27 protein-coding genes are annotated in these 12624 nt (G+C 35.2%); all 27 read left to right on the top strand.

Going from position 1 to position 12624, the window contains the following annotated elements:
• Position 1: 1 nt before the first annotated feature.
• The 27 genes from rpsJ to rpsD all read left to right on the top strand — a co-directional run bounded on the left by rpsJ (position 2) and on the right by rpsD (position 12610).
• Positions 2-307: a 30S ribosomal protein S10 gene (rpsJ, locus tag EM308_RS01015; RefSeq protein WP_007803605.1), complete on the top strand. Its 306-nt coding sequence runs from the start codon at positions 2-4 to the stop codon at positions 305-307.
• A 156-nt stretch (positions 308-463) separates the two neighbouring features.
• Entirely contained in the window at positions 464-1081 is a 618-nt protein-coding gene (gene rplC, locus EM308_RS01010; RefSeq protein WP_035637292.1) for a 50S ribosomal protein L3, read from the top strand.
• Complete coding sequence (gene rplD, locus EM308_RS01005) at positions 1081-1710, top strand: 50S ribosomal protein L4 (protein WP_035637294.1); 630 nt, start codon at positions 1081-1083, stop codon at positions 1708-1710. The genes rplC and rplD overlap by 1 nt, the downstream gene beginning before the upstream one ends.
• Before the next feature lie 6 nt (positions 1711-1716).
• On the top strand, positions 1717-2007 hold the full coding sequence (gene rplW / locus EM308_RS01000) for a 50S ribosomal protein L23 (RefSeq protein WP_035637296.1): 291 nt from the start codon (positions 1717-1719) through the stop codon (positions 2005-2007).
• 16 nt (positions 2008-2023) lie between these two features.
• On the top strand, positions 2024-2848 hold the full coding sequence (gene rplB / locus EM308_RS00995) for a 50S ribosomal protein L2 (RefSeq protein WP_035637297.1): 825 nt from the start codon (positions 2024-2026) through the stop codon (positions 2846-2848).
• Positions 2849-2854: 6 nt separating this feature from the next.
• Positions 2855-3133 (top strand): 30S ribosomal protein S19, encoded by a 279-nt coding sequence (gene rpsS / locus EM308_RS00990; protein WP_035637298.1) that lies wholly within the window; start codon positions 2855-2857, stop codon positions 3131-3133.
• Between the two features lie 6 nt (positions 3134-3139).
• Entirely contained in the window at positions 3140-3553 is a 414-nt protein-coding gene (gene rplV / locus EM308_RS00985; protein ID WP_007803631.1) for a 50S ribosomal protein L22, read from the top strand.
• Positions 3554-3558: 5 nt separating this feature from the next.
• Positions 3559-4311, top strand: coding sequence for a 30S ribosomal protein S3 (rpsC, locus tag EM308_RS00980; protein ID WP_035637300.1), 753 nt, complete (start codon positions 3559-3561; stop codon positions 4309-4311).
• Positions 4312-4330: 19 nt separating this feature from the next.
• On the top strand, positions 4331-4756 hold the full coding sequence (rplP, locus tag EM308_RS00975; protein WP_035637302.1) for a 50S ribosomal protein L16: 426 nt from the start codon (positions 4331-4333) through the stop codon (positions 4754-4756).
• Between the two features lie 13 nt (positions 4757-4769).
• Positions 4770-4961, top strand: a complete 192-nt coding sequence (rpmC, locus tag EM308_RS00970; protein WP_031456038.1) for a 50S ribosomal protein L29 — start codon at positions 4770-4772, stop codon at positions 4959-4961.
• A gap of 17 nt (positions 4962-4978) precedes the next feature.
• The gene (rpsQ, locus tag EM308_RS00965) at positions 4979-5239 is read left to right on the top strand and encodes a 30S ribosomal protein S17 (RefSeq protein WP_035637306.1); all 261 of its coding nucleotides are present in this window, start codon (positions 4979-4981) and stop codon (positions 5237-5239) included.
• A gap of 2 nt (positions 5240-5241) precedes the next feature.
• Entirely contained in the window at positions 5242-5610 is a 369-nt protein-coding gene (rplN, locus tag EM308_RS00960; protein ID WP_007803649.1) for a 50S ribosomal protein L14, read from the top strand.
• A 12-nt stretch (positions 5611-5622) separates the two neighbouring features.
• Positions 5623-5937: a 50S ribosomal protein L24 gene (rplX, locus tag EM308_RS00955; protein WP_035637309.1), complete on the top strand. Its 315-nt coding sequence runs from the start codon at positions 5623-5625 to the stop codon at positions 5935-5937.
• 2 nt (positions 5938-5939) lie between these two features.
• Positions 5940-6491, top strand: a complete 552-nt coding sequence (rplE, locus tag EM308_RS00950; protein WP_035637313.1) for a 50S ribosomal protein L5 — start codon at positions 5940-5942, stop codon at positions 6489-6491.
• Between the two features lie 3 nt (positions 6492-6494).
• Positions 6495-6764, top strand: a complete 270-nt coding sequence (rpsN, locus tag EM308_RS00945; protein WP_035637316.1) for a 30S ribosomal protein S14 — start codon at positions 6495-6497, stop codon at positions 6762-6764.
• Positions 6765-6923: 159 nt separating this feature from the next.
• Positions 6924-7322 (top strand): 30S ribosomal protein S8, encoded by a 399-nt coding sequence (gene rpsH, locus EM308_RS00940; protein ID WP_035637318.1) that lies wholly within the window; start codon positions 6924-6926, stop codon positions 7320-7322.
• A gap of 20 nt (positions 7323-7342) precedes the next feature.
• Positions 7343-7885 carry a 50S ribosomal protein L6 gene (gene rplF / locus EM308_RS00935; RefSeq protein ID WP_035637319.1) on the top strand — a complete coding sequence of 181 codons (543 nt, stop codon included), beginning with the start codon at positions 7343-7345 and terminating at the stop codon, positions 7883-7885.
• Between the two features lie 11 nt (positions 7886-7896).
• Entirely contained in the window at positions 7897-8247 is a 351-nt protein-coding gene (gene rplR / locus EM308_RS00930; RefSeq protein ID WP_035637321.1) for a 50S ribosomal protein L18, read from the top strand.
• A 3-nt stretch (positions 8248-8250) separates the two neighbouring features.
• Positions 8251-8775 carry a 30S ribosomal protein S5 gene (gene rpsE / locus EM308_RS00925; RefSeq protein WP_156101349.1) on the top strand — a complete coding sequence of 175 codons (525 nt, stop codon included), beginning with the start codon at positions 8251-8253 and terminating at the stop codon, positions 8773-8775.
• A 12-nt stretch (positions 8776-8787) separates the two neighbouring features.
• On the top strand, positions 8788-8970 hold the full coding sequence (gene rpmD, locus EM308_RS00920) for a 50S ribosomal protein L30 (RefSeq protein ID WP_035637325.1): 183 nt from the start codon (positions 8788-8790) through the stop codon (positions 8968-8970).
• An 11-nt stretch (positions 8971-8981) separates the two neighbouring features.
• Positions 8982-9434 carry a 50S ribosomal protein L15 gene (gene rplO, locus EM308_RS00915; RefSeq protein ID WP_035637327.1) on the top strand — a complete coding sequence of 151 codons (453 nt, stop codon included), beginning with the start codon at positions 8982-8984 and terminating at the stop codon, positions 9432-9434.
• A gap of 13 nt (positions 9435-9447) precedes the next feature.
• Positions 9448-10794, top strand: a complete 1347-nt coding sequence (secY, locus tag EM308_RS00910) for a preprotein translocase subunit SecY (RefSeq protein WP_035637329.1) — start codon at positions 9448-9450, stop codon at positions 10792-10794.
• 3 nt (positions 10795-10797) lie between these two features.
• Positions 10798-11013 carry a translation initiation factor IF-1 gene (gene infA, locus EM308_RS00905; RefSeq protein WP_007136545.1) on the top strand — a complete coding sequence of 72 codons (216 nt, stop codon included), beginning with the start codon at positions 10798-10800 and terminating at the stop codon, positions 11011-11013.
• A gap of 11 nt (positions 11014-11024) precedes the next feature.
• Positions 11025-11141 carry a type B 50S ribosomal protein L36 gene (gene ykgO, locus EM308_RS17840; RefSeq protein ID WP_002987490.1) on the top strand — a complete coding sequence of 39 codons (117 nt, stop codon included), beginning with the start codon at positions 11025-11027 and terminating at the stop codon, positions 11139-11141.
• Positions 11142-11143: 2 nt separating this feature from the next.
• On the top strand, positions 11144-11518 hold the full coding sequence (rpsM, locus tag EM308_RS00900; protein WP_035637331.1) for a 30S ribosomal protein S13: 375 nt from the start codon (positions 11144-11146) through the stop codon (positions 11516-11518).
• 8 nt (positions 11519-11526) lie between these two features.
• A complete protein-coding gene (gene rpsK, locus EM308_RS00895; RefSeq protein ID WP_035637333.1) occupies positions 11527-11910 on the top strand; it encodes a 30S ribosomal protein S11 in 384 nt (127 codons plus the stop codon).
• A 94-nt stretch (positions 11911-12004) separates the two neighbouring features.
• Complete coding sequence (rpsD, locus tag EM308_RS00890) at positions 12005-12610, top strand: 30S ribosomal protein S4 (protein ID WP_035637335.1); 606 nt, start codon at positions 12005-12007, stop codon at positions 12608-12610.
• Positions 12611-12624 lie beyond the last annotated feature (14 nt).

Genomic DNA, 12624 nt, shown 5'->3' with positions numbered 1-12624 from the left:
AATGAGTCAAAAAATCAGAATAAAACTAAAATCTTACGATCACATGTTGGTGGATAAATCTGCTGAAAAGATTGTAAAAACAGTAAAAACTACAGGTGCTGTTGTAACTGGTCCAATTCCATTACCAACTCACAAAAAACTTTTTACAGTATTGCGTTCTCCGCACGTAAACAAAAAAGCTAGAGAGCAATTTGAAGTAATGTCATACAAGAGATTGATTGATATTTATTCATCTTCTTCAAAAACTATTGATGCTTTAATGAAGCTTGAATTACCAAGTGGTGTTGAAGTAGAAATCAAAGTTTAAGTACTTTAAGAGTAAAACAGAACGCTGTTTTTAGGTAAAAAATATTTTTTTGGTTTGTGTGTAAATAAGTTATACATTTGCACCTCGTAAAAAAAATAGAGTTTTGCTTAAAAGCTGCGTTCTATATTTATATTTAATAATTAATAATTAATATTTATGTCTGGGTTAATTGGTAGAAAAATCGGCATGACTAGTATTTTCGATGAAAACGGGAAGAATATTCCTTGTACAGTAATCGAGGCTGGACCATGTGTTGTTACCCAAGTCAGAACCAAAGGGGTTGACGGGTATGAAGCGTTGCAACTTGGTTTCGATGACAAAAACGAGAAACATTCCACGAAAGCGGCTTTAGGTCACTTTAAGAAAGCTGGAACTGTTGCTAAGAAAAAAGTCGTTGAATTCCATGATTTTGCAACTGAACAAAAATTAGGAGATCTTATTGATGTTTCTATTTTTGCTGAAGGAGAATTTGTAGATGTACAAGGTGTATCTAAAGGTAAAGGTTTTCAAGGGGTTGTGAAGCGTCACGGTTTTGGTGGTGTTGGACAAGCAACTCATGGTCAGCATAACCGTTTAAGAGCGCCAGGTTCTGTGGGAGCTTCTTCTTATCCATCTAGAGTGTTCAAAGGAATGCGTATGGCTGGAAGAATGGGAGGAGATAATGTAAAAGTTCAAAACCTTAGAGTTTTAAAAGTAGTGGCTGACAAGAATTTGCTTGTTGTTAAAGGATGTGTTCCTGGTCATAAAGACTCTTATGTAATCATTCAGAAGTAATGGAAGTAAAAGTATTAGATTTCAACGGAAAAGATACTGGAAGAAAAGTTCAACTTTCTGATTCAGTTTTCGCAATCGAACCAAATAACCATGCTGTATATCTTGATGTAAAGCAATATTTGGCAAATCAAAGACAAGGAACGCACAAAGCTAAAGAAAGAGCTGAAGTTGCGGGAAGTACTCGTAAGATTAAAAAACAAAAAGGTACTGGTACTGCTCGTGCGGGAAGTGCTAAAAATCCATTGTTTAAAGGAGGGGGTACTGTTTTTGGACCAAGACCAAGAAGTTATTCATTCAAATTGAATAAAAGCTTAAAACGTCTTGCTAGAAAATCTGCATTTTCAATTAAAGCAAAAGAATCGAATATCATCGTTCTTGAAGATTTTAATTTTGAAACGCCAAACACTAAAAATTTCATTAACGTTTTGAAAGCTTTAGAGTTAGAAAATAAAAAATCACTATTTGTGTTGGGTGGTACGAATAAAAATGTATATTTGTCCTCACGAAATTTAAAGGCTTCAAATGTTGTAAGTAGCTTGGAATTAAGTACTTATGATATTTTAAATGCTAATAATTTAGTGCTTTTAGAGAGTTCTTTGGAAGTAATTGAAGAAAATTTAAGTAAATAATAGGATATGAGTATCATAATTAAACCTATAGTAACGGAAAAAGTAACCAAAGAAAGTGAAGTTTTAAACCGCTTCGGATTTGTTGTTGACAGAAAAGCAAACAAAGTGCAAATTAAGAAAGCTGTTGAAGCTGCTTATGGAGTAAATGTTGTGAGTGTTAACACAATTAACGTAAGACCGGATAGAACTACAAAATACACTAAAAGTGGTTTAATCAGTGGAAAGACCAATGCAATCAAAAAAGCAATTGTTCAAGTACAAGAAGGAGAAACAATTGATTTTTACAACAATATCTAATATTTAAGATAGAAAAATGTCAGTAAGAAAATTAAAACCTATTACCGCAGGTCAGCGATTTAGAGTTGTGAATGGTTATGACGCCATTACAACTGATAAGCCGGAACGCTCTTTGATAGCGCCGATAAAAAACTCTGGAGGTAGAAATAGTCAAGGAAAGATGACCATGCGTTATACGGGTGGTGGTCACAAGCAGAGATATCGTATTATTGATTTCAAAAGAACTAAAGACGGAATTCCGGCTACAGTGAAATCAATTGAGTATGATCCAAATCGTACTGCTTTTATTGCTTTATTAGCTTATGCTGATGGAGAAAAAACATATATTATTGCTCAAAATGGATTGAAAGTTGGTCAGAAAGTTGTTTCTGGTGCTGATGCTCAACCAGAAATTGGTAACACATTGCCATTGAGTAAAATTCCTTTGGGAACTGTAATATCTTGTATTGAGTTAAGACCTGGTCAAGGAGCTGTTATTGCTCGTTCTGCTGGTACATTTGCTCAATTGATGGCAAGAGATGGAAAATATGCAACAATAAAAATGCCTTCTGGAGAGACAAGATTAATCTTGTTGACCTGTTCGGCAACAATTGGAGCAGTTTCAAACTCTGATCACCAATTGGTTGTATCTGGTAAAGCAGGTAGAACAAGATGGTTAGGAAGAAGACCTAGAACAAGACCAGTTGCGATGAACCCTGTTGATCACCCAATGGGAGGTGGTGAAGGACGTTCTTCTGGAGGTCACCCACGTTCTAGAAAAGGATTGCCGGCTAAAGGTTATAGAACCCGTGCTAAGCAAAACCCAAGTAACAAGTATATTGTAGAACGTAGAAAGAAATAATAAGATATGGCACGTTCATTAAAAAAAGGACCTTTCGTTCATTATAAGTTAGATAAGAAAGTTGCAGAAAACATTGCAGGTGGAAATAAAGGAGTGGTTAAGACTTGGTCTAGAGCTTCTATGATTACTCCAGACTTTGTTGGGCAAACTATCGCAGTTCATAACGGTCGTCAATTTGTACCTGTTTACGTTACTGAAAACATGGTAGGACACAAATTAGGAGAATTTTCACCAACTAGATCTTTTAGAGGTCATGCTGGAGCAAAAAATAAAGGTAAAAAATAAGAAGCAATGGGAGTTCGTAAAAGAGAAACAGCAGATGCGAGAAAAGAGGCTAATAAGTCTATTGCTTTCGCGAAATTGAATAACTGCCCTACTTCACCTAGAAAAATGCGCTTAGTAGCGGACTTGGTAAGAGGTCAGAAGGTAGAAAGAGCACTTAACATTTTAAGATTCAGCTCAAAAGAAGCTTCAAGAAAATTAGAAAAACTATTGTTGTCTGCTATCAATAACTGGGAGCAAAAAAACAGTGAAGGTAATCTTGAAGAAGCTGGATTATTTGTTAAAGAAATCCGTGTAGATGGTGGAATGATGTTGAAAAGACTTCGTCCAGCTCCACAAGGTAGAGCACATAGAATAAGAAAACGTTCTAATCACGTAACAATCGTGTTAGGAGCTATCAATAACACACAAAGCAATTCTTAAGCAGCATGGGACAAAAGACAAATCCAATTGGAAATAGACTTGGTATCATCAGAGGATGGGACTCAAACTGGTATGGTGGAAATGATTACGGTGATAAATTAGCCGAAGATCACAAAATCAGAAAGTATATCCATGCTCGTTTATCAAAAGCTAGTGTATCAAAAGTAATCATCGAGAGAACTTTGAAACTTGTAACCGTTACTATCACTACTGCTAGACCTGGTATCATTATCGGAAAAGGTGGGCAAGAGGTAGACAAGTTGAAGGAAGAGCTTAAGAAAATTACTGACAAAGAGGTTCAAATCAACATCTTTGAAATTAAAAGACCTGAGCTTGACGCTTATTTAGTAGCTACTAGTATTTGTCGTCAAATCGAAAGTCGTATTTCTTACAGACGTGCTATCAAAATGGCTATTGCCGCTTCTATGCGTATGAACGCTGAAGGTGTCAAAGTTTTGATTTCTGGTCGTTTGAATGGCGCAGAGATGGCTCGTTCAGAAGGTTTCAAAGAAGGTAGAATTCCTCTATCAACTTTCAGAGCTGATATTGATTATGCTTTGGCTGAAGCTCATACTACTTATGGTAGAATGGGAATCAAAGTATGGATCATGAAAGGTGAAGTTTATGGAAAGAGAGATCTTTCTCCACTTGCAGGAATGGATAAGAAACAACCTAGCAGTGGTAAAGGTGGAGATGCTCCTCGTGGCAAATCTAACTTTAATAAAGGTGGGAAACCAGACGCTCGTAAAAGAAAGTAAATTTTTAAACTAAAGAAAAATGTTACAGCCTAAAAGAACAAAATACCGTAAGGTACAAAAAGGTAGAATGAAAGGAAATTCCCAAAGAGGGCATGAACTTTCAAATGGGATGTTTGGTATCAAATCTGTACATGAAGATGGAATGTTCTTAACTTCTCGTCAAATCGAAGCTGCACGTATTGCTGCAACTCGTTATATGAAAAGAGAGGGACAATTATGGATTAAAATATTTCCAGACAAGCCTATCACAAAGAAACCTCTTGAGGTACGTATGGGTAAAGGTAAGGGAGCCGTTGAGTATTGGGCTGCCGTTGTTAAACCCGGAAGAATTATGTTTGAGGTTGGAGGAGTTCCTTTGTCAGTTGCAAAAGAGGCGTTACGTCTTGCAGCTCAAAAGCTTCCAGTAAAAACTAAATTCGTTATTGCTAGAGATTTCGAAGCATAATCTATATTATATTATGAAACAATCAGAAATAAAAGATCTTTCTGCAGCGGAGTTGCAAGAAAAACTTAGCCAAACGAAGAAAGTGTATGCTGACTTGAAAATGGCTCACGCGATTTCTCCAATTGAGAATCCGCTTCAAATTAGAAGTGTAAGAAGAACAGTTGCGAGATTAGCTACAGAACTTACTAAAAGAGAGTTACAATAATTGTATTCTGCTGAAAGATGGAAGAAAAAAGAAATTTAAGAAAAGAGAGAATTGGGGTTGTTACTTCAAATAAAATGGATAAATCCATTGTAGTTGCTCAGGTAACGAGAGTAAAACACCCATTATACGGTAAGTTCGTGTTGAAAACAAAGAAATTTGTTGCGCATGACGAAAAAAACGACTGTAACATTGGAGATACTGTAAGAATTAGCGAAACGCGTCCTTTGAGTAAAACAAAATGTTGGAGATTAGTTGAAATCCTAGAAAGAGCTAAATAATTATGGTACAACAAGAATCAAGACTAAAAGTAGCAGATAACACAGGAGCTAAAGAAGTTTTAACTATCCGTGTTTTAGGAGGTACCAAAAGAAGGTATGCCTCTGTTGGAGACAAGATTGTAGTATCTATAAAAGATGCAACACCTAACGGTAACGTTAAAAAAGGTGCTGTTTCGACTGCAGTTGTTGTACGTACCAAAAAAGAAGTGAGAAGAGCCGATGGTTCTTATATCCGTTTCGATGATAATGCTTGTGTTCTTTTGAATGCAGCTGGAGAGATGAGAGGAACACGTGTTTTTGGTCCGGTAGCAAGAGAACTTCGTGAAAAACAATTCATGAAAATTGTATCATTAGCACCAGAAGTGCTTTAATTCGTTTTTAAGATGATAAAGCTAAAAATAAAATCAGGAGATATCGTAAGAGTTATTGCTGGAGACCATAAGGGTGCTGAAGGTAAAGTTTTACGTGTATACCGTGAGAAGAACAAAGCAATTGTTGAAGGTGTAAATATGGTTTCAAAACACACGAAACCTAGTGCAAAAAACCCTCAAGGTGGTATTGTAAAAAAAGAGGCTTCTATTCAAATATCAAATATCTCTTTAATTGATCCTAAAACTAAGGATACAACGAGAGTAGGTATTAGAGTTGAGGGAGATAAGAAAGTAAGATTTTCAAAAAAATCTAATCAAGTACTATAGTAATGGCATATATACCTAGACTAAAAGAAGAATATAAGAGTAGAGTTATCTCTGCTCTTAAAGAAGAGTTCGGTTACTCAAATGTAATGCAAGTTCCAAAATTGGAAAAAATCGTTTTGAGTAAAGGAGTTGGTGCAGCAGTATCTGATAAAAAATTAATCGACTATGCAGTTGATGAATTGACTAAGATAACTGGACAAAAAGCAGTATCTACTATTTCTAAGAAAGACGTTGCGTCTTTTAAATTGAGAAAAGGAATGCCTATTGGAGCAAAAGTAACTTTGCGAGGTGAAAGAATGTATGAGTTTTTAGATAGACTTATCACTTCAGCGTTGCCACGTGTTAGAGATTTCGGTGGTATTAAAGCGACTGGTTTTGACGGTAGAGGAAATTACAATTTAGGTGTTTTAGAACAAATCATTTTCCCAGAAATTGATATTGATAAAGTAAATAAAATATCTGGAATGGACATTACATTTGTTACTACTGCAAAAACAGATAAAGAAGCAAAGTCATTGTTGGCTGAATTAGGTTTACCTTTTAAAAAGAATTAAGATATGGCTAAAGAATCAATGAAAGCCCGTGAGGTTAAGAGAGAAAAAACGGTAGCTAAGTACGCTGAGAAAAGAAAAGCTTTGTTGGAAGCTGGAGATTACGAAGGTTTACAAAAATTACCGAAAAATGCTTCTCCAGTTCGTTTGCACAATCGTTGCAAATTAACAGGAAGACCGAGAGGGTATATGCGTCAATTCGGTATTTCACGTGTTACATTCCGTGAGATGGCTAATAATGGATTGATTCCAGGTGTGAAAAAAGCAAGCTGGTAAAATATTATTTTCGATTTTGATATGTCAACAGATAGTTGTAAGTTTGCCGGATTTTTGTCGGTAAATTGACGACTATCTGTTGATTAATTAAGTAAGTTTAATGGTTTCAGGTTCTTTCGGAAGGTCCGATAGGAAAACCAAAACCGCAATTTTATACATATGTATACAGATCCAATTGCAGATTATTTGACGCGAGTTAGAAACGCTGTGGCTGCAAACCACAAAGTTGTTGAAATTCCGGCATCTAATCTTAAAAAAGAAATAACAAAGATCTTATTTGATCAGGGTTATATCTTAAGTTACAAATTTGAACAGAACACAGTTCAAGGTTCGATTAAAATTGCTTTGAAGTATGATAAAGATACTAAGGAGCCAGTAATCAAAGATATCCAAAGAATTAGTAAACCAGGTTTACGTAAGTACGCAGGTGCTTCAAAATTACCAAGAATCCTTAACGGATTAGGAATTGCTATTGTTTCAACTTCAAAAGGGTTGATGACAGGTAAACAAGCCAAGCAATTAAATGTAGGTGGAGAAGTAATTTGTTACGTATACTAATTTTAAAGACTAAAAATAAGATGTCAAGAATAGGTAAAAGCCCAGTAACAATACCAGCAGGAGTAACTGTTTCAGTTGCTGATGGTGTTATTACAGTAAAAGGAAAAAATGGTCAGCTTACACAGGAGTTTTCGGACGTTACTGTTACGGTTGAAGGAGATCAGGTCTTGGTAGAAAGATCTTCTGATCACAAAGATCAAAGAGCAAAACACGGTTTGTACAGATCTTTAATCAATAATATGATTACTGGTGTGACAGAAGGATTTACTAAGGAATTAGAATTGGTTGGGGTTGGTTATAGAGCTTCAAATCAAGGACAAAAATTAGATTTAGCGCTTGGGTTCTCACACAATATCATTTTAGAAGTAGCTCCAGAAGTAAAATTGGAAACTATATCTGAAAAAGGTAAAAACCCAATTGTAAAGTTAACATCATTTGATAAACAACTTTTAGGTCAAGTTGCTGCAAAAATTAGAGGTTTCCGCAGACCAGAACCATATAAAGGAAAAGGTGTTAAATTTGTAGGTGAAGTATTAAGAAGAAAAGCAGGTAAATCAGCTTAAAAAATAAGATTATGTCATTAACAAAACCTGAAAGAAGACAACGTATTAGATTCAGAATTAGAAAAACGATTAGTGGTACTGCTGCTAAGCCTAGACTATCTGTTTTTAGAAGTAACAAAGAAATTTACGCTCAATTAATTGATGATGTAAATGGAGTTACTTTATTAGCTGCTTCTTCAAGAGAAAAAGAAATAGGGAAAGGTACGAACATTGAAGTTGCTACTGCTGTTGGTAAACTTGCGGCAGAGAAAGCTTTAAAAGCCGGAATAAGTGAAGTTACTTTCGATAGAGGAGGTTATTTATACCATGGTCGTATTAAATCATTAGCGGAAGGCGCAAGAGCGGCTGGACTTAAATTCTAATATATTATGTCTAAATACAAAAATATCGAGATAGTAAAACCTAGTGGTCTTGAATTGAAAGATCGTTTGGTGAGTGTAAATCGTGTTACTAAGGTTACAAAAGGGGGTAGAGCTTTTGGTTTTTCTGCTATTGTAGTTGTAGGTGATGAAAATGGAGTAGTTGGTCACGGATTAGGAAAATCTAAAGATGTTTCTGAAGCAATTGCGAAAGCAGTAGAAGATGCTAAGAAAAATTTAGTAAAAATTCCTTTGAATGGACAATCTGTTCCTCACGAACAAAAAGGTAAATTTGGTGGTGCACGTGTATTCTTAATTCCTGCGTCTCATGGTACGGGAGTTATTGCTGGTGGGGCTGTTCGTTCAGTTCTTGAATCAGTTGGTATTCACGATGTATTATCTAAATCTCAAGGATCTTCAAATCCGCATAACGTAGTGAAAGCAACTTTTGATGCTTTATTACAAATGAGAAGTGCTCATACTGTTGCAAAACAAAGAGGTATTTCTTTAGAGAAAGTTTTTAAAGGTTAATTCAAGGAAATTATGGCTAAATTATTAGTAAAACAAGTTCGAAGCAAAATCAACTGTCCTCTTACACAAAAAAGAGGTTTAGAAGCTTTGGGTCTACGTAAAATGGGACAAGTTGTAGAGCATGAGTCAAATCCTGCTATCCTTGGGATGATAAATAAAGTTAAACACTTAGTTTCTGTCGAAGAAGCTAAATAACAAATACTGTTATGAATTTAAGTAACTTACAACCTGCTGAGGGTTCTACGCACAATCAAAACAAAAGATTAGGTAGAGGAGAAGGTTCTGGTAAAGGTGGTACTGCAGCACGTGGACACAAAGGAGCCAAATCTCGTTCCGGTTATTCTAAAAAGATTGGTTTTGAGGGAGGGCAAATGCCACTTCAAAGACGTGTACCTAAGTTTGGTTTTAAAAACATCAATCGTAAAGAATACGAAGGTGTGAATTTAGATACTCTTCAATCATTAGTTGATAATGGAGTTATTACTGATACTGTTGATATGACAGTTTTTGTTGCAAATCGTCTAGCTACCAAAAATGAAATCGTTAAGGTTTTGGGTAGAGGGGAATTGAAAGCAAAATTAAAAGTAACTGCTCACAAATTCACTGCTACTGCAAAAGCTGCTATCGAAGCTGCTGGTGGAGAAGCTGTAATCATGTAATATTACAATTAAGATGAAGAAATTTATTGAATCAATAAGTAATGTTTGGAAAATAGAAGAATTAAAAAATAGAATTTTAATTACTTTAGGTTTGCTTCTTGTTTATCGTTTTGGAGCTCATGTTACGCTTCCTGGAATTGATGCAACTCAATTGACAGGATTGGCTGGGCAAACCAAAAACGGACTAGGATCTATTCTGGACATGTTTACCGGAGGTGCATTTTCTAAGGCTTCAGTTTTTGCTTTAGGGATTATGCCTTATATTTCTGCATCTATTGTAGTGCAACTTATGGGAATTGCGATTCCTTATTTGCAAAAACTTCAGAGTGACGGAGAGAGTGGTAGAAAGAAAATCAATCAAATTACACGTTGGTTAACTATCGTTATTACTTTAGTTCAAGGACCAACTTATATCTACAACCTTTACAGAACTTTGCCTAGTTCAGCTTTTATTTTGGGATTTAACTCTTTTGAATTTTTATTTTCTTCAGTTGTTATCTTGGTTACGGGTACTATATTTGCCATGTGGTTAGGAGAAAAAATCACTGATAAAGGAATTGGAAACGGTATTTCCCTTTTGATAATGGTTGGTATTTTGGCCAGGTTGCCACAAGCTTTTATTCAAGAATTCACGACAAGAGTAACTAATAATAATGGTGGGCCAATGTTATTGGTAGTTGAAATCATTATTTGGTTATTGGTGATAATATCTTGTGTATTACTGGTAATGGCAATAAGAAAAATTCCAGTTCAGTATGCGCGTCGTACTTCTTCTGGTGATTTCGAACAAGATATGATGGGAGGTAACAGACAATGGATACCATTGAAGCTTAATGCAGCTGGTGTAATGCCAATTATATTTGCACAAGCAATTATGTTTATTCCTGCAGCTGTTGCTGGTTTGTCAAAATCAGATGCTTCTCAGTCTATTGTTGGTGCTTTTAGTAATATGTTTGGGTTTTGGTATAATTTTGTTTTCGCAACGTTAATTGTTGTGTTCACTTTCTTCTATACTGCAATTACAGTTCCTACTAATAAGATGTCTGACGATTTAAAGAGAAGTGGCGGTTTTATTCCTGGAATAAGACCAGGTGTAGAAACTTCTGATTATCTTGATAAAGTGATGTCTTTAATAACTTTTCCAGGATCTTTATTTCTTGCTTTGATAGCTGTGTTCCCAGCCATTGTTGTAAGTCTTATGGATGTTCAACAATCTTGGGCTATGTTTTTTGGAGGGACTTCATTGATAATTATGGTTGGAGTTGCAATAGATACTATCCAGCAGATTAATTCATATTTGTTGAATAAACATTATGATGGTTTGATGAAAAGTGGTAAAAATAGAAAAGCAGTAGCTTAACTTATGGCAAAACAATCAGCAATAGAACAAGACGGATCCATCATTGAAGCATTGTCAAATGCGATGTTCCGTGTAGAGTTAGAAAATGGACATATTGTAATTGCTCATATTTCTGGTAAGATGCGTATGCATTATATCAAATTATTACCTGGTGATAAAGTGAAACTGGAAATGAGTCCTTACGATTTGTCAAAAGCAAGAATTACTTACAGATATTAAAGGATATTCCTATGAAAGTTAGAGCATCAGTAAAAAAGAGAAGTGCCGAGTGCATTATCGTACGTAGAAAAGGAAGATTATACGTAATCAACAAAAAGAATCCTAGATTTAAACAAAGACAAGGATAATTATGGCAAGAATAGCAGGGGTAGACATCCCAAAAAACAAAAGAGGTGTTATTGCACTTACCTACATCTTCGGATTAGGAAAAAGTAGAGCTATTGAGATTTTAGAAAAAGCTCAAGTTAGCCAAGATAAAAAAGTTCAAGAATGGAATGATGACGAAATCGGAGCGATTCGTGAGGCAGTTTCATCTTTCAAAATTGAAGGTGAATTGCGTTCAGAAATTTCTTTGAACATCAAACGTTTAATGGATATTGGATGTTATAGAGGTATTCGTCACAGATCTGGTCTTCCTTTAAGAGGGCAAAGAACTAAAAACAACTCTAGAACAAGAAAAGGTAAAAGAAAAACTGTTGCTAACAAGAAAAAAGCAACTAAATAATAAGTAATATGGCTAAAGCAACAACAAAAAAACGTAAAGTTATCGTTGAATCAACGGGTGAGGCTCATATTTCTGCTACCTTCAATAACATCATCATTTCTTTGACAAATAAAAAAGGTGAAGTTATTTCTTGGTCATCAGCTGGTAAAATGGGTTTTAGAGGTTCTAAAAAGAATACTCCATATGCAGCTCAAATGGCAGCAGAAGATTGTAGTAAAGTAGCTCTTGAAGCTGGACTTAAAAAAGTAAAAGTTTATGTTAAAGGACCAGGTAACGGACGTGAGTCTGCTATACGTTCTTTGCACAATGGAGGAATTGAAGTTACAGAAATTATTGATGTTACTCCAATGCCTCATAATGGATGTCGTCCTCCAAAAAGACGTAGAGTTTAATTACTCAAATTTATTATAGTATAACAAAGGTAGAACATAGATTATCGAAGGATACGACCTGAATTCATAATCTCTACCTTAAATTTTTTTTAAAATGGCAAGATATACTGGTCCAAAAACCAAAATCGCTCGTAAATTTGGCGAGGCAATTTTCGGAGACGACAAAGCTTTCGAAAAAAGAAATTACCCACCTGGACAACACGGGATGGCTAAAAAAAGAGGAAAAAAATCTGAGTATGCTGTTCAGTTAATGGAAAAGCAAAAAGCTAAATATTCTTATGGAATTTTAGAAAAACAATTCAGAAATTTATTCGAAAAAGCATCAGCTACTAAAGGAGTTACTGGTGAGGTATTATTACAATTATGTGAAGCAAGATTGGACAATGTTGTTTTTAGAATGGGTATAGCTCCTTCTAGAAGAGGTGCTCGTCAAATCGTATCTCACAGACATATTACCGTAAATGGTGAAGTAGTTAATATACCTTCTTACCACCTTAAGCCTGGTGATAAAGTTGCAGTTCGTGAAAAATCTAAATCATTAGAAGCTATCGAACGTTCTTTATCTAATTCAAGTCATGTTTATGAATGGATTACTTGGAACAATGATCTTAAAGAGGGAACTTTTGTTTCTGTACCTGCAAGACTTCAAATTCCAGAAAACATTAAAGAACAATTAATCGTAGAGTTGTACAACAAATAATAATTGACTTAGTC

This window comes from Flavobacterium gilvum, assembly GCF_001761465.1.
GTDB lineage: Bacteria > Bacteroidota > Bacteroidia > Flavobacteriales > Flavobacteriaceae > Flavobacterium > Flavobacterium gilvum.
Note: the sequence above shows the minus strand (reverse complement) of the source record. Positions and strands in the feature narration are given on the sequence as shown.

Bases quoted from the DNA above. Each gene is read 5' to 3' on its own strand.
- infA (WP_007136545.1), top strand. From the start codon at position 10,798: ATGGCAAAACAATCAGCAATAGAACAAGACGGATCCATCATTGAAGCA.
- rpsS (WP_035637298.1), top strand. From the start codon at position 2,855: ATGGCACGTTCATTAAAAAAAGGACCTTTCGTTCATTATAAGTTAGAT.
- rpmD (WP_035637325.1), top strand. From the start codon at position 8,788: ATGGCTAAATTATTAGTAAAACAAGTTCGAAGCAAAATCAACTGTCCT.
- rpmC (WP_031456038.1), top strand. From the start codon at position 4,770: ATGAAACAATCAGAAATAAAAGATCTTTCTGCAGCGGAGTTGCAAGAA.
- rplO (WP_035637327.1), top strand. From the start codon at position 8,982: ATGAATTTAAGTAACTTACAACCTGCTGAGGGTTCTACGCACAATCAA.
- rplW (WP_035637296.1), top strand. From the start codon at position 1,717: ATGAGTATCATAATTAAACCTATAGTAACGGAAAAAGTAACCAAAGAA.
- rplN (WP_007803649.1), top strand. From the start codon at position 5,242: ATGGTACAACAAGAATCAAGACTAAAAGTAGCAGATAACACAGGAGCT.
- rpsN (WP_035637316.1), top strand. From the start codon at position 6,495: ATGGCTAAAGAATCAATGAAAGCCCGTGAGGTTAAGAGAGAAAAAACG.
- ykgO (WP_002987490.1), top strand. From the start codon at position 11,025: ATGAAAGTTAGAGCATCAGTAAAAAAGAGAAGTGCCGAGTGCATTATC.
- rplE (WP_035637313.1), top strand. From the start codon at position 5,940: ATGGCATATATACCTAGACTAAAAGAAGAATATAAGAGTAGAGTTATC.
- rplR (WP_035637321.1), top strand. From the start codon at position 7,897: ATGTCATTAACAAAACCTGAAAGAAGACAACGTATTAGATTCAGAATT.
- rpsH (WP_035637318.1), top strand. From the start codon at position 6,924: ATGTATACAGATCCAATTGCAGATTATTTGACGCGAGTTAGAAACGCT.
- rpsJ (WP_007803605.1), top strand. From the start codon at position 2: ATGAGTCAAAAAATCAGAATAAAACTAAAATCTTACGATCACATGTTG.
- rplB (WP_035637297.1), top strand. From the start codon at position 2,024: ATGTCAGTAAGAAAATTAAAACCTATTACCGCAGGTCAGCGATTTAGA.
- rplV (WP_007803631.1), top strand. From the start codon at position 3,140: ATGGGAGTTCGTAAAAGAGAAACAGCAGATGCGAGAAAAGAGGCTAAT.
- rplD (WP_035637294.1), top strand. From the start codon at position 1,081: ATGGAAGTAAAAGTATTAGATTTCAACGGAAAAGATACTGGAAGAAAA.
- rpsQ (WP_035637306.1), top strand. From the start codon at position 4,979: ATGGAAGAAAAAAGAAATTTAAGAAAAGAGAGAATTGGGGTTGTTACT.
- rpsC (WP_035637300.1), top strand. From the start codon at position 3,559: ATGGGACAAAAGACAAATCCAATTGGAAATAGACTTGGTATCATCAGA.
- rpsM (WP_035637331.1), top strand. From the start codon at position 11,144: ATGGCAAGAATAGCAGGGGTAGACATCCCAAAAAACAAAAGAGGTGTT.
- rplC (WP_035637292.1), top strand. From the start codon at position 464: ATGTCTGGGTTAATTGGTAGAAAAATCGGCATGACTAGTATTTTCGAT.
- secY (WP_035637329.1), top strand. From the start codon at position 9,448: ATGAAGAAATTTATTGAATCAATAAGTAATGTTTGGAAAATAGAAGAA.
- rplX (WP_035637309.1), top strand. From the start codon at position 5,623: ATGATAAAGCTAAAAATAAAATCAGGAGATATCGTAAGAGTTATTGCT.
- rplF (WP_035637319.1), top strand. From the start codon at position 7,343: ATGTCAAGAATAGGTAAAAGCCCAGTAACAATACCAGCAGGAGTAACT.
- rpsD (WP_035637335.1), top strand. From the start codon at position 12,005: ATGGCAAGATATACTGGTCCAAAAACCAAAATCGCTCGTAAATTTGGC.
- rplP (WP_035637302.1), top strand. From the start codon at position 4,331: ATGTTACAGCCTAAAAGAACAAAATACCGTAAGGTACAAAAAGGTAGA.
- rpsK (WP_035637333.1), top strand. From the start codon at position 11,527: ATGGCTAAAGCAACAACAAAAAAACGTAAAGTTATCGTTGAATCAACG.